Here is a 23,443-nt window from a genome sequence, read left to right on the forward strand (position 1 = left end):
AATAACGCGTTGAGTATACAGTCTCAGCCACTAATACGGGTCTGAAAAGAACGCGTTGCCGATCAATTAAGACAAATACGCATGAAACTTGCAGCGATAGTAGCACTGTCAGCAAAAACACAGGTAAAGCAATCTGAAAAATAAAATCTGACTGCTTACTCTGTGGACAACATTAAGCGTAACCGCCCACCGGCACCCCAAATTTGGCACTGCCAGGAGGTGCAGCGATGGCTAATTTGATTAAGGTAAGTATTACCCAACGTTCCCAACGGCACACCGTTACTCACCTGTATATGGTGTTCGCCGGTATTCAGCGTGGCATTTAATCCAGCAGAGACCAGAATAAGGTTATTCAACCCGCTGTGATAATAGCCAACCAGAAGCGGGAACTGCCCCGGCAAATTGGCCTGGCGAAAAAGTTGGTTGACCTGTTTTAGTAAACTGCCTAACTCAGGAAGTCGTTGCCCCTGATGGGATAATTGTTCCTGTAGCAATCCATTAAACAGCGCACGGAGTAATAAGGCCGCCAGAACGCCGTTATCTCCCGCTCGGGTAACATCCAGGCAATAAAAAGCGAGGTCGGAATCTGATAGCGGCGCAATATCCAGCACCAGTCCAGGCTGGTCAGCCGCTACCAGCTGGCGATAATTTACTCTGCAATGAGAGATATTTTGCTGCACCGGCGGCTGAAGTTCCTGAAGCAGCTTCGCGGCCGCGAGCGGATTACTGACTAAAGCATCCCAGTCCTGGAAAAGACGTTCTTCTTCTTCCACCCGGGAATTAAACATATTGGGATACAGGCAGGCCAACACCGTTTCACGCAGTCGGTTTAAATCTTTAACCGGTTTGAGCAGGATATCCTGCACACCCAAACGCAACGCCTTAGCAATATCCGCCATATTTTCGGTTGCCGAGATCACCAGTATCGGTGTCTGATAACCTTCGTTACGCAGGTTTTCCACCAGCATTAATCCGTCCATGCGCGGCATCTCGAGATCGCAGATCATCAAATCAGGCGCCATGCTGGCCATTTTTTCCAGTGCCTCGACGCCATCTTCGGCAAGGGACGTGGTTGCACCCAGTGAGGATAACCACGAATCCAGTAGCGATCGGAAAACGGGCTCGTCTTCTACTATCAAAATATGTTTTCCGGCCAATGGCTGTGTCATGGTTCCTCCCCTGGCTGACAGTTACTCAATAGTGGCATGCTATTGGTACTATCGCCTGTCAGATTTTGCTGAAGTAATCAAAAAAGTGCTTAACGTGCTGTACGCACAAAAGGCAACAGTTCATCTATTTTCTTTTCGACGGCTAACGAGCCCGCTGCTATGGCGGCCTCAGCCCGGTGGAAATCAAGGGTAGAGATTTGTGGACAATAGGGCTGAATAAGAATATCCGGAGGATCGCCAGCCATACGGTTTCGCTTCAGGCGATTCTCAAGAATTTGAATGGAGGTCGTCATGATTTCAATGGCGTTCGGCGCGGTCACCGTGCGACGGGCAGTCAGGCGCCCTATTCTGCCGCGTAAACGCGCATGCCAGGCAAGTTTCTCTTCTTCCGCATCATCGCTCTGAAGATTAACTGGCATCAAATCCTGCTGCATAAGATGAGCGTCGTGTTGCAAATCCACTGCAATGACGATATCTGCCCCCATGGCGCGCGTCAGAGAGATGGGGACAGGATTCACCACGCCACCATCAACGAGCCAGTAGCCATTATGAGGCACAGGTGCCATTAACCCAGGCATGCTACAGGATGCGCGAACGGCGAGATGAATATCCCCTTCGGTGAGCCATAACTCCCTGCCCGTACTGAGGTTGGTTGCAACGGCACCGAAAGGCATTTGGCAGTGGCTGAAGTCAGCGAGGGGCATTATCTTACGAAACTGATTGAATACGCGTTCGCCGCGCAGCAGGCCGCCACGCTGCCAGGAGAGATCCATCAGGCGCAGTACATCCCAGTAACTAAAGGAGCGCACCCAGCTTTCAAGCTGCGGGAGCTTACCGCAGGCGTACGCGGATCCGACCAGCGACCCGATAGAACATCCTGCGACAATATCAACGTCAATCCCCATCTGGTTTAAGGTATTGATAACGCCAATATGTGACCAACCCCGGGCTGCACCTGAGCCCAACGCCAGTCCAATTTTTACCTTTCTCATTAGCCCTGTTTTACTTCCCCTGGATTCCCGACATAGCGTCAACGCACCTGCTCAGTTAACATATTGCTACCTTAAGCGTTTAACGCCTTATTTTTTGTTCCAGGAAGAGAATCGTGTCTCAACTCTGCCCCTGTGGTAGCGCTCTGGAGTATAGCCTATGTTGCCAGCGATATCTTTCTGGCGAGCAGGTTGCACCAGACCCGTCACACCTTATGCGCTCGCGGTATACTGCTTTTGTGATCAAAAACGCAGACTACCTGATTAAAACCTGGCATCCGTCCTGTGATGCTGCCGATTTTCGACAAGAGATTGAAGCCGGATTTGCCAACACCGTCTGGCTGGGCCTTACCGTCTTTGATGCCGCTCCCGGCCGCGATGCCAACGAGGGCTATGTCAGTTTTGTCGCCCGCTTTAGCGAACAAAACAAACCCGGCGCCATCATTGAACGCTCACGGTTCTTAAAGGACAGCGGGCAATGGTATTATATTGACGGCACACGTCCGCAATTCGGTCGTAACGATCCCTGCCCCTGTCGTTCAGGAAAAAAATTTAAAAAGTGTTGCGGCAGTAATGCCTGACAACTCAGACTTCGCAAATACATAAACAGGATTTCCCGGCGATGCAATCATTACAACGTAAAGTTCTGCGCACTATCTGTCCCGATCAAAAAGGACTGATCGCACGAATTACCAACATTTGCTACAAGCATGAACTGAATATCGTGCAGAACAACGAGTTCGTTGACCACCGTACCGGTCGCTTCTTTATGCGTACCGAGCTGGAAGGTATTTTCAACGACACAACCCTGCTTGCCGATCTGGACAGCGCCCTGCCGGAAGGCTCGGTGCGCGAGCTAAACCCGGCGGGTCGTCGCCGCATTGTCATTCTGGTCACCAAAGAGGCGCACTGCCTGGGCGATCTGCTGATGAAAGCCAACTACGGTGGCCTGGACGTCGAAATTGCCGCCGTCATTGGCAACCACGAGACGCTGCGTACGCTGGTTGAACGTTTCGACATTCCGTTTGAACTGGTCAGCCATGAAGGTCATACCCGCGAAGAGCACGACAACCTGATGGCTGCTGCGATTGAAGCACATAACCCGGACTACGTGGTGCTGGCAAAATACATGCGCGTGCTGACGCCATCCTTCGTGGCGCGCTTCCCGAACAAAATTATCAACATCCACCACTCCTTCCTGCCAGCCTTTATTGGCGCGCGTCCGTACCACCAGGCGTACGAGCGTGGGGTGAAGATCATTGGCGCAACCGCGCACTACGTGAATGATAATCTGGACGAAGGCCCAATCATCATGCAGGACGTGATCCACGTGGATCACACCTACACGGCAGAAGATATGATGCGAGCTGGCCGTGACGTTGAGAAGAACGTACTGAGCCGTGCGCTTTATCAGGTACTTGCTCAGCGCGTCTTTGTGTACGGCAACAGAACGATTATTCTTTAATCCTTCGGAAAATGAATTGATTAGCTTTACGCCTTTACGGATAAAAAGCAGGCAAACAGCTTCATTTCCCTAAAGGAATGCTTTACAGGGGCGTCTCATTTGATATGATGCGCCCCGCTTCCAACAGGAAGCAGGCCAGTTAAAAGCATTACCCCGTGGTGGGGTTCCCGAGCGGCCAAAGGGAGCAGACTGTAAATCTGCCGTCATCGACTTCGAAGGTTCGAATCCTTCCCCCACCACCATCTCCAGCTTTACCTCAAAATATGAATTACCCCTGGTGGGGTTCCCGAGCGGCCAAAGGGAGCAGACTGTAAATCTGCCGTCATCGACTTCGAAGGTTCGAATCCTTCCCCCACCACCATCACTTCCAGATTCTTTAGCACTCTCCAAAAGCACAATGCCCCATGGTTCTCCCATGCGGGGAAAGATGAGAAGCTTCGACCAGGGTTCGATCCGAGCATAGTGAATTCCGTAGGCCGGGTAAGGCGCAGCCGCCACCCGGCATCCGCACGCCCCCCTGGATCGGGGACAAAAAAAACCCCGCAAATGCGGGGTTGTATTAATACAGCGAATCACCGACGGGCACGCACAACCTGATATTTGCGCGTCAGGTACTCCACCGGCGCACTCCAGATGTGCACCAGGCGAGAGAACGGGAACAGCACAAACAGGGTCATACCCAGCACCAGGTGAACGCGGAAGATGAACGCCACGCCGTCCAGATGCTCAGAGGCACCACCGCGGAAGGTCACGACAGACTGCGCCCATCCCACCAGCTTCATCATCTCGCTGCCGTCCATATGCTGCGCAGAGAATGGAATGGTCAGCAGACCCAGCGCACACTGCACCATCAGCAGGGAGAGGATCAGGATGTCCGCTCCGGTCGTGGTAGCCCGCACGCGTGGGCTGAACAGACGACGTTTCAGCAGCAGCAGCCCACCCACCAGGGTCATCACGCCGCAGGCGCCACCGGCGAGCATCGCCATCTTCTGCTTCACTTCAATCGGCAGCCACGCTTCGTACATCCAGTGCGGCGTCAGCATCCCCAGGAAATGACCGGCGAAAATACCCAAAATCCCGATGTGGAACAGGTTTGACGCCAGGTTCATCCCTTTACGATCCAGCATCTGGCTGGAGGCAGCACGCCAGGTGTACTGGCCATAGTCATAACGCAGCCAGCTTCCCACCAGGAACACGGTGCCCGCGATATACGGGTAAATGTCAAAGAAGAACATATTCAGGAAGTGCATTAGTGCTGTCCTCCGTTAGAGATATTCAAATATTGCGGAGCCACCGCTCCGGCAAAACGACGCTGATGCGCGGAGATTTCAGATTCGCCACAGCTCTGGTCAGCAAAGAATTTCACCTGCTCTTCTTCCCAGACGGCATCCAGTGCTTGTGGGGTGTCGTCACGGGCTTCATCCGCAATTTTTTCCGCCACTTTTTGACTGTCAACCGAGGCGTTAGCCAGTTTCACCAGCAGATCGAACAGGACAGCATAATTGCTCTCACGTTGCTGGAGACGCGCGCCGAGCAACGCCAGAATGGGAGCGATGTCCTGCAACCCGCCCAGCGCTTCCTCTTTCGGCAGCTGCGCCAGATATTCCAGGTACAGAGGCAGGTGATCCGGCAGCTCGCGGCTGTCGAGTTGCAAACCGTGCTGCTCGTACTGGGCCATCAGATCCACCATCGCCTGACCACGGTCGCGGGATTCACCGTGAACGTGTTCGAACAGCAATAGAGACGTGGCACGACCACGGTCAAACAGCTGGCTGTAGTCCGCCTGCGCATCAAGAAGATCGCGCGCCAGCAGGTCGCGGAGGAAAATGCCCAGCGTCTGGGCATCCTCTTTATCCAGGTTTTCAGATGACGCGAGTGCATCAAAGAGTTCCTGCTGATGCTGCACAAGCGCAGCATCAGGGTACTCGAGCAGACGCGAAACAATGACGAGTTCAATCATTGGTGCGGCTCCGTTTTGCTGGTCACATCCATCGCGTCGATGCGGCGGCTGTTGAACAGGTTGAATTTGCTGTCTGACCCGTGGCAACCGTCGCCAAAGGTAAAGCCACACCCACTTTTCTCCGGGAAGGCCTCGCGAGCCAGCTCGCGGTGACTGCTCGGCACCACGAAACGATCTTCGTAGTTAGCGATTGCCAGATAGCGGTACATCTCCTGCGCCTGCGCTTCGGTCAGGCCGACCTCTTCCAGCGCGCGGGTATCGTTAACGCCGTCAACGGTTTCCGCACGTTTGAAGTGACGCATCGCCAGCATACGTTTCAGCGCCAGCAGCACCGGCTGGGTATCCCCTGCGGTGAGCAGGTTGGCCAGATACTGAACCGGAATACGCAGGCTTTCCACGTCCGGCAGAATGCCGTTGCTGCCCAGTTCACCTGCGTCAGCCGCAGACTGAATAGGAGACAGAGGCGGCACGTACCAGACCATCGGCAACGTGCGGTATTCCGGGTGCAGCGGCAGCGCCAGCTTCCAGTCCATCGCCATTTTGTACACCGGGGACTGCTGTGCGGCGTCAATCACGCTCTGCGGAATACCGTCTTTCAGCGCCTGCTCGATCACCTTCGGATCGTTCGGATCGAGGAAGACGTCCAGCTGACGCTGATACAGATCTTTCTCGTTCTCAGTGCTTGCGGCATTTTCAATCGCATCCGCGTCGTACAGCAGCACGCCGAGGTAGCGGATACGCCCTACGCAGCTCTCAGAGCAGACGGTCGGCATACCGGCTTCGATACGCGGGTAGCAGAAGATACACTTCTCAGACTTACCGCTCTTCCAGTTAAAGTAGATTTTTTTGTACGGGCAGCCGGTGATGCACATACGCCAGCCGCGGCACTTGTCCTGGTCGATCAGCACAATGCCATCTTCTTCACGCTTGTAGATGGCGCCGCTTGGGCAGGTCGCCACGCACGCCGGGTTAAGGCAGTGTTCGCACAGGCGCGGCAGATACATCATGAATGTGTTTTCGAACTGGCCGTACATCGCCTTCTGCATGTTCTCGAAGTTCTGGTCTTTGGCGCGTTTTTCGAACTCGCCGCCCAGAATTTCCTCCCAGTTTGGACCGCTGGTAATTTTGTCCATGCGCTTACCGGTGATCAGCGAGCGAGGACGGGCGATCGGCTGGTGTTTGCTTTCCGGCGCGTTGTGCAGGTTCTGATAGTCGTAATCAAACGGCTCGTAGTAATCGTCGATGCCCGGCAGATGCGGGTTAGCAAAGATTTTACCGAGCAGCATCGCACGGTTACCCATGCGCGGTTGCAGTTTGCCGTTGATTTTACGGATCCAGCCGCCCTTCCACTTCTCCTGGTTTTCCCAGTCGGTCGGGAAGCCGGTGCCCGGCTTACTTTCCACGTTGTTGAACCAGGCGTACTCCATACCTTCACGGCTGGTCCAGACGTTTTTACAGGTGACTGAGCAGGTATGACAGCCGATGCATTTATCCAGATTCAGCACCATGCCGACTTGTGAACGAATTTTCATTTTACGCTCTCCTGTACCTGGTCATTACCTTCGCCATCTAACCAGTTAATATTCTTCATCTTACGTACCACCACGAACTCATCGCGGTTTGATCCTACAGTGCCGTAGTAGTTAAAGCCGTAGGCCAGCTGGGCATAGCCGCCGATCATATGCGTCGGTTTCGGCGTAATACGGGTCACAGAGTTGTGAATACCGCCGCGCTGCTCGGTGATCTCTGAACCCGGCAGGTTAACGATACGTTCCTGCGCGTGGTACATCATGGTCATCCCGGCTGGTACACGCTGGCTCACCACCGCACGTGCCGTCAGGGCACCGTTGCCGTTGAACACTTCGATCCAGTCGTTATCTTCGATACCCAGATCTTTGGCGTCCGCTTCGCTCATCCAGACAATCGGCCCCCCGCGTGACAGCGTCAGCATCAGCAGGTTGTCGCTGTAGGTGGAGTGGATACCCCACTTCTGGTGCGGCGTCAGGAAGTTCAGCGCCTTCTCAGGGTTACCGTTTGATTTCGCCCCCATCACCGCTTTCACGGAGCGGGTATCGATTGGCGGACGGTAAACCAGCAGGCTTTCACCGAAGTCACGCATCCACTGGTGATCCTGATACAGAGACTGACGGCCAGAGAGCGTGCGCCATGGGATCAGCTCGTGAACGTTGGTGTATCCGGCGTTATAGGACACATGTTCATCTTCGAGGCCAGACCAGGTCGGGCTGGAGATAATCTTGCGCGGCTGAGCCTGAATATCGCGGAAGCGGATTTTCTCTTCTTCTTTATTCTTCGCCAGATGCGTATGGTCACGGCCGGTAAATTCACTCAGAGCCGCCCACGCTTTCACCGCCACGTGGCCATTGGTTTCCGGTGCCAGGGTCAGGATCATTTCCGCTGCATCAATTGCCGTGTTCAGCATTGGCTGGCCTTTGGCCGGGCCGTCTGCTTTGGTGTAATTGAGCTTGCGCAGCAGGTCCATTTCGCTCTGGGTGTTCCAGGCGATGCCTTTACCGCCGTTACCGATCTTCTCCATCAGCGGACCGATAGAGGTAAAGCGCTCGTACGTAGCCGGGTAATCACGTTCAACCGGAATAATGTGCGGCGCGGTCACACCCGGGATCAGATCGCATTCGCCTTTTTTCCAGTCCTTCACGTCAAGCGGCTGCGCCAGTTCGGCAGCGGAGTCGTGCTGGATTGGCAGCGTCACCACGTCGGTCTCTTTGCCCAGGTGCCCTACACAGACTTCGGAGAATTTATTCGCGATGTCTTTATAGATTTCCCAGTCGCTTTTTGATTCCCACGCCGGGTCAACGGCCGCAGACAGCGGATGAATAAACGGATGCATATCCGACGTATTCATGTCGTCTTTTTCGTACCAGGTGGCGGTAGGCAGCACGATATCGGAGTACAGGCAGGTACTGGACAGACGGAAGTCCAGCGTTACCACCAGATCCAGCTTGCCGTCCAGACCGTTGTCTTTCCATTCAACTTCTTCTGGCTTCACGCCGCCCTGCTTGCCGAGATCCTTACCCTGAATACCGTTTTCGGTACCGAGCAGGTATTTCAGCATGTACTCATGGCCTTTACCGGACGAACCCAGCAGGTTGGAGCGCCAGATGAACAGGTTACGCGGATGGTTTTTGCCGTTCTCAGGCTGTTCTGCCGCAAAACGGATTGAGCCATCCTTCAGCGATTTCACGGTGTAGTCCACCGGTGACATGCCCGCTTTCTTCGCCGCCTCCGCAATGCGCAGCGGGTTAGTGCCCAACTGCGGTGCAGACGGCAGCCAGCCCATGCGTTCAGCGCGCACGTTGAAGTCAATCAGATGGCCGCTGTAGCGGGATTTATCTGCCATCGGAGACAGCAGCTCCTGCGCGGTCACCGTCTCGTAGCGCCACTGGCTGGAGTGGTTATAGAAGTAGGAGGTGCTGTTCATGTGACGAGCCGGACGCTGCCAGTCAAGGGCAAACGCCAGCGGCTGCCAGCCGGTCTGCGGACGCAGTTTTTCCTGGCCCACGTAGTGCGCCCAGCCACCGCCGCTCTGCCCGACGCAGCCGCAGAAGATCAGCATGTTGATCAGGCCGCGATAGTTCATATCGAGGTGATACCAGTGGTTCAGACCGGCACCGACGATGATCATGGAGCGACCGTGAGTTTTGTCTGCGTTTTCCGCAAATTCGCGGGCGATACGGGTGATTTGGGCGCGTGGCACACCGGTGATCTGCTCCGCCCAGGCTGGTGTATAAGCCTTCACGTCGTCATAACTGGTCGCGCAGTTTTCGTCGTTCAGACCGCGCTCCAGGCCATAGTTCGCCATGGTCAGATCGTAGACCGTAGTGACCAGAGCGGTAGAACCGTCCGCCAGTTGCAGGCGCTTAACCGGCAGTTTGTGCATCAGAACGTTTTGCAGCTCAACCTTGTTGAAGTGCTCGGAACCTTCACCACCAAAGTACGGGAAGCCGACATCGGCGATTTCGTCCTGGCTGCCCAGCATGCTGAGGCGAAGTTCTGTCTCTTCACCCGTGGTGCCGTTACGCTGTTCCAGGTTCCATTTGCCTTTTTCTCCCCAGCGGAAGCCGATAGAACCGTTTGGCGCCACCAGCTCGCCGTTGCTGTTGCAGGCGACCGTTTTCCACTCCGGGTTGTTTTCCTGACCCAGCGCGTCCACAAGATCCGCAGCACGCAGCATACGGCCAGCGGCGTAATAGCCGTCACGCTCTTCAAGCATCACCAGCATTGGCATGTCGGTGTAGCGACGCACGTAATCGGTGAAATACTGGCTTGGCTTGTCGAGGTGGAATTCACGCAACATGACGTGGCCCATCGCCAGCGCCATGGCGGCATCAGTACCCTGTTTCGGTGCCAGCCACAGGTCGCACAGTTTGGCGATTTCGGCGTAGTCCGGGGTCACGGCAACGGTTTTGGTCCCTTTGTAACGTACTTCGGTAAAGAAGTGCGCATCAGGGGTACGGGTCTGCGGAACGTTAGAGCCCCAGGCGATGATGTAGCTGGAGTTGTACCAGTCAGCGGACTCCGGCACGTCGGTCTGTTCGCCCCAGGTCTGCGGCGACGCTGGCGGCAGGTCGCAGTACCAGTCGTAGAAGCTCAGACAGGTACCGCCGATAAGTGAAAGGTAGCGCGCGCCGGAGGCGTAAGAGACCATCGACATTGCCGGGATTGGCGAGAAGCCTGCCACGCGGTCAGGACCGTAAGTTTTCACGGTATAGACGTTGGAGGCCGCAATCAGCTCGTTCACTTCTTTCCAGGAAGAACGAACGAAACCACCGCGACCACGCGCCTGTTTGAAGCTTTTCGCTTTGTCGGCGTCCTCGATGATGGATGCCCAGGCATCAACCGGATCGCTGTGCTGCACTTTCGCTTCACGCCACATTTTCATCAGGCGTTTACGCATCAGCGGGTATTTCAGACGGTTGGCGCTGTAGAGATACCAGGAGTAGCTGGCCCCACGCGGGCAGCCGCGCGGTTCATGGTTCGGCATATCCGGACGGGTACGCGGATAGTCGGTCTGCTGCATTTCCCAGGTCACCAGACCGTTTTTAACGAAAATCTTCCAGCTACATGAGCCAGTGCAGTTTACACCGTGGGTAGAACGGACAACTTTGTCATGCTGCCAGCGTTGACGGTAACCGTCTTCCCAGTCCCGGTTGGTATCCAGAACCTGGCCGTGCCCATCGGCAAAAGTTTCACCCTTCTGTTTGAAGTAGCGAAACCGGTCCAAAAATTTGCTCATCGGGTATCTCCTGTGTGGAGCCTGTGGCTCTCTAAATCGACATTGCTGATTTGCAGCGAAGGTAACGCTATGAAAGATGGTGAGAATTGATAACGATCAAGACGGAGGGGGTCTCTGAGGGGGGGTATTAGATCAAATACCACCAAAGCGGTAGCTGTTAATATTTTTTAACTTAATGATTTATATGGATATATTTTATTTATCGTACAATAAGCGGAGCAAAATTTAACATCTTAGGTATTAAGGGGTAGAGACACCTGTAAAGCGATGGCGATCACAGCGTTACCTGCGTGCGACTACGGGAAACGCTATTAGTATGTTGTAACTATTAAGCGATTAAAAAAAGCGCGGCACTCAGGCCGCGCAAACGGATAATCAAGCTTACTTGTTTTTCTTGGTATTACGGCCATATACCAGCCAGGTGATGACCACACAGGCGATATAGAAGACGAGGAATACCTTCATCGCACCCGCCGGAGAGCCGGTCAGATCCAGTGAGATACCGAACGCTTTTGGAATAAAGAAGCCGCCAATCGCGCCAATCGCAGAGATAAACCCAAGCGCCGCAGCGGTATCGGTGGCGGCTTCACGCATCGCCTGCTCGTCGCTCCCGCCCTGCGCTTTCACGCGGTCCATGGTCAGCTTGCGGAAGATGACAGAGATCATCTGGAAAGTAGACGCACTGCCCAGCCCGGCGGTCAGGAACAGCACCATGAAGACGCCGAAGAAGGCAAAGAAGTTACCTCCCTCACCACCCGCAGGCAGCGTCAGGAACAGCAGCGCACAGAAGATGGCCATCAATACAAAGTTCACCAGCGTAACGCGCGTTCCGCCCAGACGGTCGGAGATCATCCCGCCCAGCGAACGTGCCAGCGCGCCAATAAACGGACCGAAGAAGGCAAACTGAAGGATCTGTACGTCCGGGAACTGGGTTTTCGACAGCATGGCAAAGCCTGCGGAGAAACCGATGAACGAGCCGAAGGTCGCCAGATACAGCAATGCCATTACCCACAGGTGGCCACGTTTCAGAACCGGCAGCTGCTCGCTCAGGGACGCTTTGGACGCGGACAGGTCGTTCATGAAGAACCATGCCGCCAGGGTAAAGACCACCAGGAACGGTACCCAAATCCAGGAGGCATTTTGCAGGAACAGCACTGAACCGTCGGGCTGCGTCACACCGCCGCCGCCAAAGGCCGCAAAGATGGAGACCGAGATCGCCAGCGGAGCAATCAGCTGCATCACGCTCACGCCCATGTTACCCAGACCGCCGTTAATGCCCAGCGCACCACCCTGCTTCGCTTTCGGGAAGAAGAAGCTGATGTTTGCCATACTGGACGCAAAGTTCGCCCCCGCAAAGCCGCACAGCAGAGAGATAATCACAAACACGCTAAACGGTGTAGAGGTATCCTGCACCGCAAAACCGAGCCACACGCACGGCACGATCATGATCCCGGTACTGAAAGCCGTCCAGCGACGACCACCAAAGACCGGCACCATAAACGCGTAAGGAACGCGCAGCAGTGCGCCTGAAAGCGACGGCAACGCAGTCAACATAAACAGCTGATCGGTGGTAAAGGTAAAGCCCACTTTTGGCAGGTTAACCGCAACCGCACTGAACAACATCCAGACGCAAAACGCCAGTAACAGACATGGCACGGAAATCCACAGATTACGACTTGCTATACGGTGGCCGCGCTGTTGCCAGAACGCCGGATCCTCTGGACGCCAGTCTGTAATAACGGCACCAGTTTCCCTTTCGGGAGCGGAAGAGTGACTCATAGACACCTCTGATTCTCGAATGATGCTGCAAACATTAGGGCTTTAGGGCGGCGGTAAGTTGATATAAATCAAAGGAAAAGTGGGAGGTTTTGCGGCGAAAAAAAAGCCATCACTCTTAATGAGTAGATGCAAATCGTAAAAAAGGTGTGGTTTTTCACGGTGCTGACGCATCCCTGCTTCGTCCACCCACTAACCGTTACCTCTCTGGCAATTTAGAGGTAATCCTTTATTGGTATGGGTATACTCCAGGGTATGCACCAGAATAGCGCCATTCCTGCAATCAGGTCACGTCAGGAGCCCGGCAACTCTATGTTAAAAAGATGTTTATCTCCGCTGACGCTGGTTAACCAGCTGGCGCTTATTGTTCTGCTGTCCACCGCTATCGGTGTGACCGGCATGGCTATTTCTGGCTGGCTGGTACAGGGTGTGCAGGGTAATGCGCATGCCATCAACGAGGCAGGCTCGCTACGTATGCAGAGTTACCGGCTGCTGGCGTCGGTGCCGCTGACGCAGGCTGACCAACCGCTTATCGACGAAATGGAGCGTACCGCATTCAGCCCTGAACTGGAAAGAGCCGCCATCCGTGACGGCCAGCAATCTCAGCTTAAGGCGCTTCAGGGCTACTGGCATACTCAGCTGGAGCCCGGGTTAAAGCGGGCGGAAGACCGGGAAACGGTCGCCCAGGATGTCGCCGGGTTTGTGTCACGCATCGATCATCTCGTCTCCTCGTTCGATCGCACCACAGAGTTACGCATTGACCGCGTAGTGATGGTTCACCGCGCAATGGCGCTGTTTATGGGTTTGCTGCTGATTTTCACGGTTATCTGGCTGCGCGCGCGGTTGCTTAACCCCTGGAAGCAACTCCTGGCGATGGCCCGCGCCGTCACACAGCGCGATTTTACCCAACGCACGCACATCAGCGGGCGCAACGAAATGGCGATGCTCGGCGAGGCGCTCAACACCATGTCGGCGGAACTATCTGAAAGCTACGCGGTACTGGAAAAACGCGTCCAGGAGAAAACCGCCGGGCTTGAGCAGAAAAACGAGATCCTCTCTTTCCTCTGGCAGGCGAACCGTCGCCTGCATATGCAGGTACCGCTTTGCGAGCGTCTCTCGCCGGTACTGAACGGCCTGCAAAACCTGACTCTGCTCCACGATCTTGAGCTACGGGTTTACGACGTTGAAGATGAGGAAAACCATCAGGAATTTACCTGTCAGTCGGACATCTCCTGCGACGATAAAGGGTGTCATCTGTGCCCGCGCGGCTTGCCGCCGCTTACCACCAGCGGCACGACCCTCAAGTGGCGGCTGATGGACAGCCATACCCAGTACGGTATTTTGCTGGCCACCCTGCCCGCCGGACGTCATCTGAGCCACGACCAGCAGCAGCTGGTCGATACTCTTGTAGAGCAGCTCACGGCCACGCTGGCGCTCGACCGTCACCAGGAGAAACAGCAGCAGCTGATCGTGATGGAGGAGCGCGCCACCATCGCCCGCGAGCTGCACGACTCCATCGCCCAGTCCCTCTCCTGCATGAAGATGCAGGTGAGTTGCCTGCAAATGCAGGACGAAGGCATGCCCGAGAGCAGCAAACAGCTGCTCAGCCAGATCCGCAACGAGCTTAACACCTCGTGGATTCAGCTTCGCGAGCTGCTGACCACCTTCCGTTTACAGCTCACCGAGCCGGGGCTACGCCCTGCGCTGGAGTCCAGCTGTCAGGAATTTAGTGCCAGGCTGGGCTTCCCGGTGAAGCTGGATTACCAGTTGCCACCGCGTTTTGTCCCCTCTCACCAGGCGATCCATGTGCTGCAAATTGCCCGTGAAGCCCTGAGCAACGTGCTTAAGCATGCCGAGGCGACGGCCGTCACGGTCACCGTCAGCTGCCAGGATAATCAGGTGAAGCTCAGGGTTCAGGATAACGGCCGCGGCGTGCCGGAAAATGCCGAACGAACGAACCATTATGGTTTAATCATCATGCGAGACCGCGCGCAAAGCCTGCGCGGTGATTGCCAGGTTCGCCGGGGAGAGTCAGGTGGCACCGAAGTCGTGGTCACCTTTATACCCGAAAAGCCCCTCATAACTGCTCAAGGAGAAAACCATGACTAATCAGGAACCGGCATCTATCCTGTTGATTGACGATCATCCGATGCTGCGCACTGGCGTTAAACAGCTTGTCAGCATGGCGCCCGATATCACCGTCGTCGGGGAAGCCAGCAACGGCGAACAGGGTATTGAACTTGCCGAATCGCTCGATCCTGATTTGATCTTGCTCGATCTCAACATGCCGGGCATGAATGGCCTGGAAACCCTCGACAAGCTGCGGGAGAAATCCCTCTCTGGCCGGGTGGTGGTCTTCAGCGTCTCAAACCATGAAGAAGACGTGGTCACCGCCCTCAAGCGGGGGGCAGACGGCTATCTGCTGAAAGATATGGAGCCAGAAGATCTGCTCAAGGCGCTGCAACAGGCTGCCGCAGGCGAGATGGTGCTGAGTGAAGCGTTAACGCCGGTACTGGCCGCCAGCCTGCGTGCGAACCGCGCCACGTCTGACCGTGACGTCAGCCAGTTGACCCCGCGCGAGCGCGACATTCTGAAGCTGATTGCTCAGGGTCTGCCGAACAAAATGATCGCCCGCCGTCTGGACATCACCGAGAGCACGGTCAAAGTGCATGTCAAACACATGCTGAAGAAAATGAAGTTAAAATCCCGCGTCGAAGCCGCCGTCTGGGTGCATCAGGAGCGCATTTTTTAACTTACTCATCCGGCAGCAACTTCCACCGTGGATCGTCGGCAGGCATTGCGACGAGCGGTTGCACCACGGAAAGCGTGATCTCATTGGAGGAGACACGCTGCCCATCCTTATCTTCCACCACGGCCGTAAGCCGCCATTCGTTTTTCGCCCCTTCCGCGTCGTTCCAGGCGGGCATGATTATGCTCCAGCCATCGCTGCTGTTGCTGTTTGCCGGTGAGGTCAGGCTGAGCGCCCGGGTATCACCCAGCCAGTGGATCTGACGGATACCGTGCGTGCTGCGAATTTGCAGCTTCAGCATCACAGTTTCGCCTGGCTTAAGATCCCACGGCGGCGTGGCCAGATAGACCGAGAGGGTTTTACGCTGACGGAATTCCATCACGGGCAGATTATCACGCTCAGGTGAATCATAGCGGCTACCCCGCAGCGAGCGCGTCGCCGCCACTTCCCCGGCGGAAAGCTGTTTCGCCAGCGGCACGCCAAAGCGATAGTTGAGCTTCAGCCCGAGGTTATTCTGGCTAACGCCGCTCTCCCCCTGCTTATGGGCAGCCGTCAGGGTGACCAGCGGAACGGGGGTATAATTCAGCCCCAGGTTGACCGCAACCGGGTTGTGATACCCCGTACCGCTGTTAAACAGATCGACGTTATCGCCAAAATACTGTTCAAAGCTGACGCTGGTGTTCAGGTGATGAAACCAGGGAAGCCAGGCTTTGGCCGTTATGTCGTACCCGCGCGCCATGCGCTGCTCCCGGATGTCGGAACGCGGCTGCCAGCCAGCGAACGGCTGGTAGTAATTGGCCGACAGGCGAAGGTTTTCGCCCCACGCCTCTGCGCCCAGTCCGGCACGTTGAAGGTTGTCTTCCAGCAGGTTGTCGTAAAAGGTGTTGTAGCCCAGCAGCCAGTTTCCGGCAACCCAGCGCTGCCCGATCCCGACGTTGCTCACCAGCCCGTCTGTCTGCTGCGTCAGGCCAAGCTGGCTCCAGCTCAGATAGCGGGTGTTGTCGCTCCAGGGGATAAACCAGCTTCCGCTGCTGCCGTTAAAGTTACCGTCGTCATCCACCAGTACATTGACATTGGCGTTACCCCAGGGGGAAAGCCAGGATTCGATCTGCTCGTTGACTTCCCCGCTGACGGCATCCCGCACCTTGCCAAACGCGAACTGTCGCGCCTGCTGCCCGGCCGTCAGGCCGTTATCGATCATACTGGCTTCACCGAAGGCCTTTGCCATTTCAGCCAGGTGCTTTTCGCCTTCGGTAGTCGGTTGCGCCATACCGAGATCCGGCAAACTATCGCCGTTGTTATCAAACGGATTTTGCGCCTGCTGCACGAAGGATTTCGGCGCACCGTGAACGGCTCCAGCCGTAAAAAGGGGGAGTAACAGCAAAAAACGGATGCGGGACGATACAGCCTTCAACGTCGTCAATCAGAACCTGTGTTTATGAACAAACACTTATTATGTTAACGCCATAAGCCCTGAAAACCAGTCTTAACAGAAATTTCAGGAATATCCTGAACAGAATTGTCGGGTGGCGGCTTCGCCTTACCCGACCTACAAATTCGTGCCGGTGCGAAGCCGCCACCTGACGCCTTTACACTATTATCCCAACAACCCTTTCAGCTCCGGCAGGCAGGAGCCGCAGTTCGTACCGCAACGCAGCTTCACGCCCAGCGCTGCGGCAGAATTACAGCCTCCGGCTATCGCCTTACGTATCGTATTTTCACCCACGCTAAAGCAGCTACAGATAATTCGCCCGGGATCGGCATCTTCGCCCGGCCGTTGTCCCTGCAGCAGCGCGTGGCGTTCAGCGAGTTGTACGGGCGCAGCAGCAAAGGCTTCTTCAATAAACGCATGCGCCAGCGCCGGCAGCGTCTGGCCCTCCCAGTAGCCCAGCATCAGCTCGCCGTGATGCCAGGCGAGCACGCTGCTGCGTTCTCCCGTCTGTGCCACCTGTAACTGCCAGCCCCGACCGCTGGCGTACGCCATGACCCACGACAGCAACGGCTGCTCCCCCGCCACCGTCAGACGTGAGGCTTTACGCCACCAGCAGACCGACAGCGGCAGCGCTGGCAACTCGCGGGCATACAGCTCCCCCTGCCAGGCGGGTAGCCAGGGCAGGATCCTCACCGCGGTTTGTTTACTCTCCGGCTGGCCGGACCAGGCATCAACCCGCCCTTCCACCAGCGCGTTGACCTTCCCCTGCCGGGCAAACTGCGCGTTCCAGTGCATCGGCGCAAACAGCTCGCCCGCACGCTGTGCGGTAGAGATACGTACTCTGGCAACCATGACCCCGCGCGGGGAGCTTATCCGCGCCAGCTGGCCGTCAGTCAGCCCCGCGCGCGCCGCATCGGTTGCGTTCATCTCAATAAAAGGCTCATCGATATGCTGCATCAGGCGCGGAACATACCCTGTGCGCGTCATGGTGTGCCACTGATCGCGGATCCGCCCGGTATTCAGTATCAAGGGGTACAATTCGTCGACGCCTGCCCCATGTGAGGAAGGATCAACCGGTACAAGATTTCTTTGCGGGAAATCACCGGCATGCCACTGATAAGGCGCCAGCTCGTCCCACGCCTCTCGCGACAGCGACGCCAGTTCGCGCAGGTTTAGCGCCCGTTCGCCGTTATTTTCAAACGCCGTCAGCGCCGCATGTTCACAAAATATCTCATGAGGGTGTTCCCAGGCGAAGGCATCGCCATAACCGAGCTGCTCTGCGATCCGGGCGATGATCCACCAGTCCGGTCTGGCCTCGCCCGGCGCAGGCAGAAACGCGCGCTGGCGCGAAATACGCCGCTCGGAATTGGTCACCGTTCCGTCTTTTTCGCCCCAGCCCAGGGCGGGAAAACGGATATGAGCAAACCGGCTGGTGTCCGTCTCCTGCATCACCTCAGATACTATGACCAGCGGGCAGGCTGCCAGGGCCTGGCACACCGCGTGGCTGTCGGGAAGTGACACGGCAGGATTGGTGCCCATGATCCACACCGCCTTCACCTCGCCGCGGGCAATCGCGTCAAACAGCTCTACCGCCATCAGCCCCGGCGTTTGTGCCAGCCGCTCGGTTCCCCAGAAACGCGCCACACGCGAAAGATCGTCCGGCTCGAAGTTCATGTGCGCCGCCAGCTGGTTCGCCAGCCCACCCACTTCCCGCCCGCCCATGGCGTTTGGCTGTCCGGTCAGCGAAAACGGGCCGCAGCCCGAACGGTTGAACTTCCCGCTGGCAAGATGCACGTTAATGATGGCGTTACACTTGTCGCTGCCGCTGGAGGACTGGTTGATCCCCATGGTGTAGAGCGTGATCGCGCGTGGCGCAGTGACAAACCAGTCGTAGAAGGTGCCAATCTCGTCTGAAGGCAGATCGCAAAACGCGGCCACGTGAGGAATCGGCCACTCGCCGCTCCCCTGAATCAGATTGAGCAACCCCACAAACAGCCCGGCATCGCTGCCGGGCTTAAGCGCCAGATGCAGGTCAGCGACATCGCAGGTGGCGGTTTTGCGCGGATCTATCACGACCACTTTCATCTGCGGGTTGCTGCGTTTTGCCTGCACCAGCCGCTGATACAGCACCGGATGCGTCCAGGCCGCGTTTGAGCCAACGAGTACCACCAGATCGCTGTTTTCCACGTCCTCGTAGCTGCACGGCACAATGTCTTCACCGAAGGCGCGTTTGTAGCCCACCACCGCCGACGACATGCACAGCCGCGAGTTGGTATCAATGTTCGCCGCCCCGATAAAGCCTTTCATCAGCTTGTTGGCCGCATAGTAATCCTCGGTCAACAGCTGGCCGGAGGCATAAAACGCCACCGCCTGCGGCCCCCATACGTTGATGATCTTCCGTAGCCGCTCGCCCGCTTCACCCAGCGCCTGCGGCCATGCCACCTCCATGCCGTCAACAACCGGGCGCAGCAGACGTCCCTGCAACCCCGTCGTTTCCCCGAGGGCAGATCCTTTTACGCACAGGCGACCAAAGTTCGCCGGATGAGTTTCATCCCCACGAATGCTTACCGCGCCATCTTCCACACTGGCGACCACGCCGCAGCCCACCCCGCAGTAAGGGCACGTTGTACGGGTTTCCGTCATGAGGCCTCCGCACGCATCACCAGCTCTTGGCTTCCAACCCAAACCTTGCCGTTTTCAATTTTTACCGGCCAGGCGCGCACCACGGGTTCGCCGTTCTCCACCTGACACCCATCGCGCAGACGTATGCGCTGCTTGTAAAGCGGGGAAATCACCACCGGCTCGCCCGCTGCATCGCCAAGGATGCCGCGCGAAAGCACGTTCGCGCTGCTGCCCGGCTCCAGGTCGTCCAGGGCATAAACGGACGTTCCAAAGCGGAACAGCGCAATCGGTTTTCGGCCAAGCCGCGCGCCGATGCCCGCCTGCTCGGGGATATCATTGATGCCGCAAATTTCCTGCCAGCGCTTGCTCTCCGCCGCGGCAGGGACATTCACCGCGGTGCGGAACAGCGCCAGGCGATCAGGATCGTTGAGGGTGGTTTGCCATTCGCACTGATAGGTCTCCACCACCCGGGCCATCTCCTGCTCCAGCTCGTGGGCGATCCCAAGGCTGTCGTTCAGGATCACCTCGCGCAGATAGTCGAGGCCGCCTTCCAGGTTATCCATCCAGGTACTGGTGCGTTGCAGACGATCTGCCGTGCGAATGTAGAACATCAGGAAACGGTCAACGGTGCGGATCAGCGTTTCGTCGTCCAGATCGCTGGCAAAGAGATCCGCGTGGCGCGGCTTCATCCCGCCGTTGCCGCACAGATAAAGGTTCCAGCCCTTGTCCGTGGCAATCACCCCCACGTCTTTGCTCTGCGCCTCTGCGCACTCACGGGTACAGCCGGAGACCGCCATTTTGATTTTGTGCGGCGCACGTAACCCCTTGTAGCGATGCTCCAGTTTGACCGCAAGGCCGGTGGAGTCCTGCACGCCATAGCGACACCAGGTCGACCCGACGCAGGATTTCACCGTGCGCAGGGATTTCCCGTACGCATGACCGGTCTCAAATCCGGCCTCCACCAGCGCCTGCCAGATTTCCGGCAACTGTTCGAGCGTGGCGCCAAACAGGTCAATACGCTGTCCGCCGGTGATTTTGCTGTAAAGGCTATAGCGTTTCGCAATCTGGCCGATGGCGATCAGTCCGTCGGCCGTCACTTCCCCGGCAGGCATGCGCGGCACGATGGAATACGTTCCGTCCTTCTGAATATTGGCAAAGTAGCGGTCGTTGGTGTCCTGCAGCGGCAGATGCGCCGGTTTCAGCAGGTATTCGTTCCAGCAGGAGGCCAGCACTGATCCCACCAGCGGTTTACAGATCTCACAGCCGTGCCCTTGTCCGTAACGGCTGATAAGCTGGTCGAAGGTCCGGATATGGTTGACGCGCACCAGGTGGTATATCTCCTGACGCGAGTACGGGAAGTGCTCACAGATATCTTTTTTCACCTCCACGCCCTGCTCCGCAAGCTGGAACTCCATCACCTGCTTCACCAGCGCGCTACAACCTCCGCAGCCGGTCGCCGCCTTGGTGCACTGCTTAATGGCGCCGATATCCGTTGCGCCCGCGCTTACCGCCAGGCAGATATCCCCTTTGCTGACGTTATGACACGAACAGATCTGCGCGCTTTCCGGCAGCGCCGCCACGCCCAGCGCTTTCGGCGTGCAGCCTGACGACGCGGGTAAGATCAGCGTTTCCGGCTCTTTTGGCAGACTGATGCCGTTAAGCATCATCTGCACCAGCGTGGCGTATTCGCTGGCATCGCCCACCAGCACGCCACCCAGCAGGGTTTTGCTGTCGTGACTGACCACAATTTTTTTGTAGATTTGCTGCGGCCCGTGCGTCCACTGGTAGCTCAGCGCCCCCGGCGTGCGCCCGTGGGCATCACCAAACGACGCCACATCCACCCCCAGCAACTTGAGTTTGGTACTCATATCCGCGCCGGTGAAGCGCTTCTCCTCACCCGCCAGCACAGCGGCGGCCACGCGCGCCATCTGGTAGCCCGGGGCCACCAGGCCAAAGATTTTCCCCTCCCACAGCGCGCATTCCCCGATAGCAAGCACGTCCGGATCGGAGGTCCGGCAGCCGTCGTCAATACAGATCCCGCCGCGCTCGCCAATAGCCAGCCCGCTGCTGCGTGCCAGCGCGTCCTGCGGACGAATACCGGCAGAGAAGACGACCATGTCCGTTTCCAGCTGTTCACCATCGGCAAAGCGCAGCACCAGCCCGTCGTCTGCGGTGGCAATCTCCGTCGTCGATTTACTGGTGTGTACCCCTACGCCCAGCGCCTCAATTTTCCTGCGCAGCATTGCCGCACCGTCGCTGTCGAGCTGCACCGCCATCAGGTTCGGCGCAAACTCCACCACGTGGGTTTCCAGCCCTAGCTGCTTAAGCGCATTCGCCGCCTCCAGCCCCAGCAGGCCGCCGCCAATTACCACGCCGCGGCGAGAGCCTGCCGCATGGGCCGCAATGTTGTCCAGATCGTCGAGGGTGCGGTAGACAAAACAACCCGGCAGATCGCTGCCCGGAACGGGCGGTACGAACGGGTACGAGCCGGTCGCCAGCACCAGCTTATCCCAGTGGGTTTCATGGCCGCTGGCGGTACGCACAACGTGTGCATCACGATCGATAGCGACAATCTGCTGCGAGAGGCGCAGCTCTATACCGTTATCGGCAAAGAACTCCCCCGCCACCAGCGAGAGCGAGTCCGCGCTGCGTCCGCCAAAATATTCCGACAGATGCACGCGGTCATAGGCCGCATAGCGCTCTTCGCCAAAAACAATAATCTGATACTGCTGATGCAAATTGCGGTTAACGCAGTCTTCGAGGAAATGATGGCCGACCATACCGTGCCCAACCACCACCAGAGTAGGTTTTGTCATAGCGTTCTGTCCTGCAACCTGCGGTTGCGTTGTGAAACGATCGAACAGCCAGTCCGCGTGGGCGGGCGCAGCCGTTGCCAGTAAATCGGTAAAGGTTGCCGCGCTGCGGCAGTCACCCAGCAGCAGCACGCCAGCCAGCGTCCCCTGATGGATCAGTAAACGTCGATAGTGACGGGTCAGCGGATCCCATGAACTCCATACCACATCGTCCGCCTGCGCCGTCGCGCGTCCGAGGCTGAACAGCTCCACGCCGGTCACCTTAAGACGCACGCCGTTGTCGGTCCGGGTAAACGGCGCGGTGATCTCCCCGGCCAGCCGCGCGGCGAGAATATCCGCCTGCGCCAGACAGGGGGCGACCAGGCCAAATGTCTGGCCGTCAATTTCGCAGCACTCGCCGATGGCGTAGATAGCCGGCACGGAGGTTTGCATCTGTTGATCCACTACGATGCCGCGCGCGCAGTGAATGCCGCTGGCTTTTGCCAGCGCAACGTTGGGTTGTACACCCGTGGCCAGCACCACGCGCGCGGCGGTGACGCTGTGCCCGTTGAGTAGCGTCACGCTCTTGCCGTTAATCGCCGCGATGCCAGAGGTGAATTCACAGCTAACACCCCGCGCCGCCAGCGCCTCTTCAAGCAGCAGTCCCGCCTGCTGATCCAGCTGCTGTTCCATCAGCCAGGGACCACGATGGATAAGCGTGACGTTGTCACCGTTGCGCGCCAGCGCTGCCGCTGCTTCCACGCCAAGTACGCCACCGCCCAGCACTACCGCCGGACCGGAGAGGTTCTGGATGGCGCGGGTCTCAGCCAGGGTGCGAAAGGTGAACACATGCGGCGCATCGCCGCCGGGGATCGGCGGCACTACAGGGGTAGACCCGGTGGCAAACACCAGCGCATCCCAGCCCAGCGTGCGAGCAGAGGTACGCACTTTACGCGCGTTAACGTCTACTGCGAGCACCGTTTCTCCTCGCAGCACCGTCACGCCTCGTGCCGTGTACCAGTCTTCATCGTGCAGACAGATGTGCTCCGCCTGCTTTTCACCACTCAGCACCGGCGAAAGCTGGATGCGGTTGTACGCCTGCTCCGGCTCGTCACCGATGACGGTGATAGCAAAACGACCGGGCACACGCCCGGTGAGCGATGCAATCAGCCGGGTTGCCGCCATACCATTACCGATAATGACCAGTCGCATCATGC

At 57.2% G+C, this 23,443-nt stretch carries 14 protein-coding genes and 2 tRNA genes; 6 read left to right on the plus strand and 10 right to left on the minus strand.

Going from position 1 to position 23,443, the window contains the following annotated elements; genetic code table 11:
- Window positions 1-155: 155 nt before the first annotated feature.
- Complete coding sequence (rssB, locus tag L3069_RS12255; RefSeq protein ID WP_003856721.1) at window positions 156-1,169, minus strand: two-component system response regulator RssB; 1,014 nt, start codon at window positions 1,167-1,169, stop codon at window positions 156-158.
- A gap of 89 nt (window positions 1,170-1,258) precedes the next feature.
- Window positions 1,259-2,161 (minus strand): patatin-like phospholipase RssA, encoded by a 903-nt coding sequence (gene rssA, locus L3069_RS12260; RefSeq protein ID WP_022648357.1) that lies wholly within the window; start codon window positions 2,159-2,161, stop codon window positions 1,259-1,261.
- A 113-nt stretch (window positions 2,162-2,274) separates the two neighbouring features.
- On the opposite strand from rssA, the gene L3069_RS12265 reads away from it, so the two are divergent.
- The 4 genes from L3069_RS12265 (at window position 2,275) to L3069_RS12280 (ending at window position 3,984) form a co-directional block, all read left to right on the plus strand.
- Window positions 2,275-2,739: a YchJ family protein gene (locus tag L3069_RS12265; protein WP_038416179.1), complete on the plus strand. Its 465-nt coding sequence runs from the start codon at window positions 2,275-2,277 to the stop codon at window positions 2,737-2,739.
- Between the two features lie 41 nt (window positions 2,740-2,780).
- Window positions 2,781-3,623: a formyltetrahydrofolate deformylase gene (gene purU / locus L3069_RS12270; RefSeq protein ID WP_003856715.1), complete on the plus strand. Its 843-nt coding sequence runs from the start codon at window positions 2,781-2,783 to the stop codon at window positions 3,621-3,623.
- A gap of 157 nt (window positions 3,624-3,780) precedes the next feature.
- Window positions 3,781-3,865 (plus strand) — tRNA-Tyr (locus tag L3069_RS12275).
- Window positions 3,866-3,899: 34 nt separating this feature from the next.
- Window positions 3,900-3,984 (plus strand) — tRNA-Tyr (locus L3069_RS12280).
- A 211-nt stretch (window positions 3,985-4,195) separates the two neighbouring features.
- Here the strand turns inward: L3069_RS12280 and narI are convergent.
- The 5 genes from narI to L3069_RS12305 form a co-directional block, all read right to left on the minus strand.
- Window positions 4,196-4,873, minus strand: a complete 678-nt coding sequence (gene narI / locus L3069_RS12285) for a respiratory nitrate reductase subunit gamma (protein ID WP_038416180.1) — start codon at window positions 4,871-4,873, stop codon at window positions 4,196-4,198.
- Window positions 4,873-5,583, minus strand: coding sequence for a nitrate reductase molybdenum cofactor assembly chaperone (gene narJ / locus L3069_RS12290; protein ID WP_022648360.1), 711 nt, complete (start codon window positions 5,581-5,583; stop codon window positions 4,873-4,875). Before narJ ends, narI begins: the two co-directional genes overlap by 1 nt.
- Complete coding sequence (narH, locus tag L3069_RS12295) at window positions 5,580-7,115, minus strand: nitrate reductase subunit beta (protein ID WP_032624103.1); 1,536 nt, start codon at window positions 7,113-7,115, stop codon at window positions 5,580-5,582. Before narH ends, narJ begins: the two co-directional genes overlap by 4 nt.
- Window positions 7,112-10,855, minus strand: coding sequence for a nitrate reductase subunit alpha (locus L3069_RS12300; protein WP_038416181.1), 3,744 nt, complete (start codon window positions 10,853-10,855; stop codon window positions 7,112-7,114). Before L3069_RS12300 ends, narH begins: the two co-directional genes overlap by 4 nt.
- A 381-nt stretch (window positions 10,856-11,236) precedes the next feature.
- Window positions 11,237-12,634: a NarK family nitrate/nitrite MFS transporter gene (locus L3069_RS12305; protein WP_022648363.1), complete on the minus strand. Its 1,398-nt coding sequence runs from the start codon at window positions 12,632-12,634 to the stop codon at window positions 11,237-11,239.
- Between the two features lie 309 nt (window positions 12,635-12,943).
- Here L3069_RS12305 and narX point away from each other — a divergent pair, with 309 nt between their 5' ends.
- Entirely contained in the window at window positions 12,944-14,740 is a 1,797-nt protein-coding gene (gene narX / locus L3069_RS12310) for a nitrate/nitrite two-component system sensor histidine kinase NarX (protein WP_022648364.1), read from the plus strand.
- Entirely contained in the window at window positions 14,733-15,383 is a 651-nt protein-coding gene (gene narL / locus L3069_RS12315; protein WP_003856701.1) for a two-component system response regulator NarL, read from the plus strand. The genes narX and narL overlap by 8 nt, the downstream gene beginning before the upstream one ends.
- Window position 15,384: 1 nt before the next feature.
- Here narL and L3069_RS12320 read toward each other — a convergent pair whose 3' ends face one another.
- The 3 genes from L3069_RS12320 to nirB form a co-directional block, all read right to left on the minus strand.
- Complete coding sequence (locus tag L3069_RS12320; RefSeq protein WP_063135809.1) at window positions 15,385-16,803, minus strand: YchO/YchP family invasin; 1,419 nt, start codon at window positions 16,801-16,803, stop codon at window positions 15,385-15,387.
- A 174-nt stretch (window positions 16,804-16,977) separates the two neighbouring features.
- Window positions 16,978-19,455 (minus strand): nitrate reductase, encoded by a 2,478-nt coding sequence (locus L3069_RS12325; protein WP_038416184.1) that lies wholly within the window; start codon window positions 19,453-19,455, stop codon window positions 16,978-16,980.
- Entirely contained in the window at window positions 19,452-23,438 is a 3,987-nt protein-coding gene (gene nirB, locus L3069_RS12330; RefSeq protein WP_074133641.1) for a nitrite reductase large subunit NirB, read from the minus strand. The genes L3069_RS12325 and nirB overlap by 4 nt, the downstream gene beginning before the upstream one ends.
- Between the last annotated feature and the right edge of the window lie 5 nt (window positions 23,439-23,443).

The sequence above is a fragment of the Enterobacter cloacae complex sp. ECL411 genome (genome assembly GCF_021869665.1).
Lineage (GTDB): Bacteria > Pseudomonadota > Gammaproteobacteria > Enterobacterales > Enterobacteriaceae > Enterobacter > Enterobacter intestinihominis.

What these genes read in the sequence shown, in the direction of transcription:
- rssB (WP_003856721.1), bottom strand. Translation starts at nt 1,169, where the DNA reads ATGACACAGCCATTGGCCGGAAAACATATTTTGATAGTAGAAGACGAG.
- rssA (WP_022648357.1), bottom strand. Translation starts at nt 2,161, where the DNA reads ATGAGAAAGGTAAAAATTGGACTGGCGTTGGGCTCAGGTGCAGCCCGG.
- purU (WP_003856715.1), top strand. Translation starts at nt 2,781, where the DNA reads ATGCAATCATTACAACGTAAAGTTCTGCGCACTATCTGTCCCGATCAA.
- narI (WP_038416180.1), bottom strand. Translation starts at nt 4,873, where the DNA reads ATGCACTTCCTGAATATGTTCTTCTTTGACATTTACCCGTATATCGCG.
- narJ (WP_022648360.1), bottom strand. Translation starts at nt 5,583, where the DNA reads ATGATTGAACTCGTCATTGTTTCGCGTCTGCTCGAGTACCCTGATGCT.
- narH (WP_032624103.1), bottom strand. Translation starts at nt 7,115, where the DNA reads ATGAAAATTCGTTCACAAGTCGGCATGGTGCTGAATCTGGATAAATGC.
- L3069_RS12300 (WP_038416181.1), bottom strand. Translation starts at nt 10,855, where the DNA reads ATGAGCAAATTTTTGGACCGGTTTCGCTACTTCAAACAGAAGGGTGAA.
- L3069_RS12305 (WP_022648363.1), bottom strand. Translation starts at nt 12,634, where the DNA reads ATGAGTCACTCTTCCGCTCCCGAAAGGGAAACTGGTGCCGTTATTACA.
- narX (WP_022648364.1), top strand. Translation starts at nt 12,944, where the DNA reads ATGTTAAAAAGATGTTTATCTCCGCTGACGCTGGTTAACCAGCTGGCG.
- narL (WP_003856701.1), top strand. Translation starts at nt 14,733, where the DNA reads ATGACTAATCAGGAACCGGCATCTATCCTGTTGATTGACGATCATCCG.
- L3069_RS12325 (WP_038416184.1), bottom strand. Translation starts at nt 19,455, where the DNA reads ATGACGGAAACCCGTACAACGTGCCCTTACTGCGGGGTGGGCTGCGGC.
- nirB (WP_074133641.1), bottom strand. Translation starts at nt 23,438, where the DNA reads ATGCGACTGGTCATTATCGGTAATGGTATGGCGGCAACCCGGCTGATT.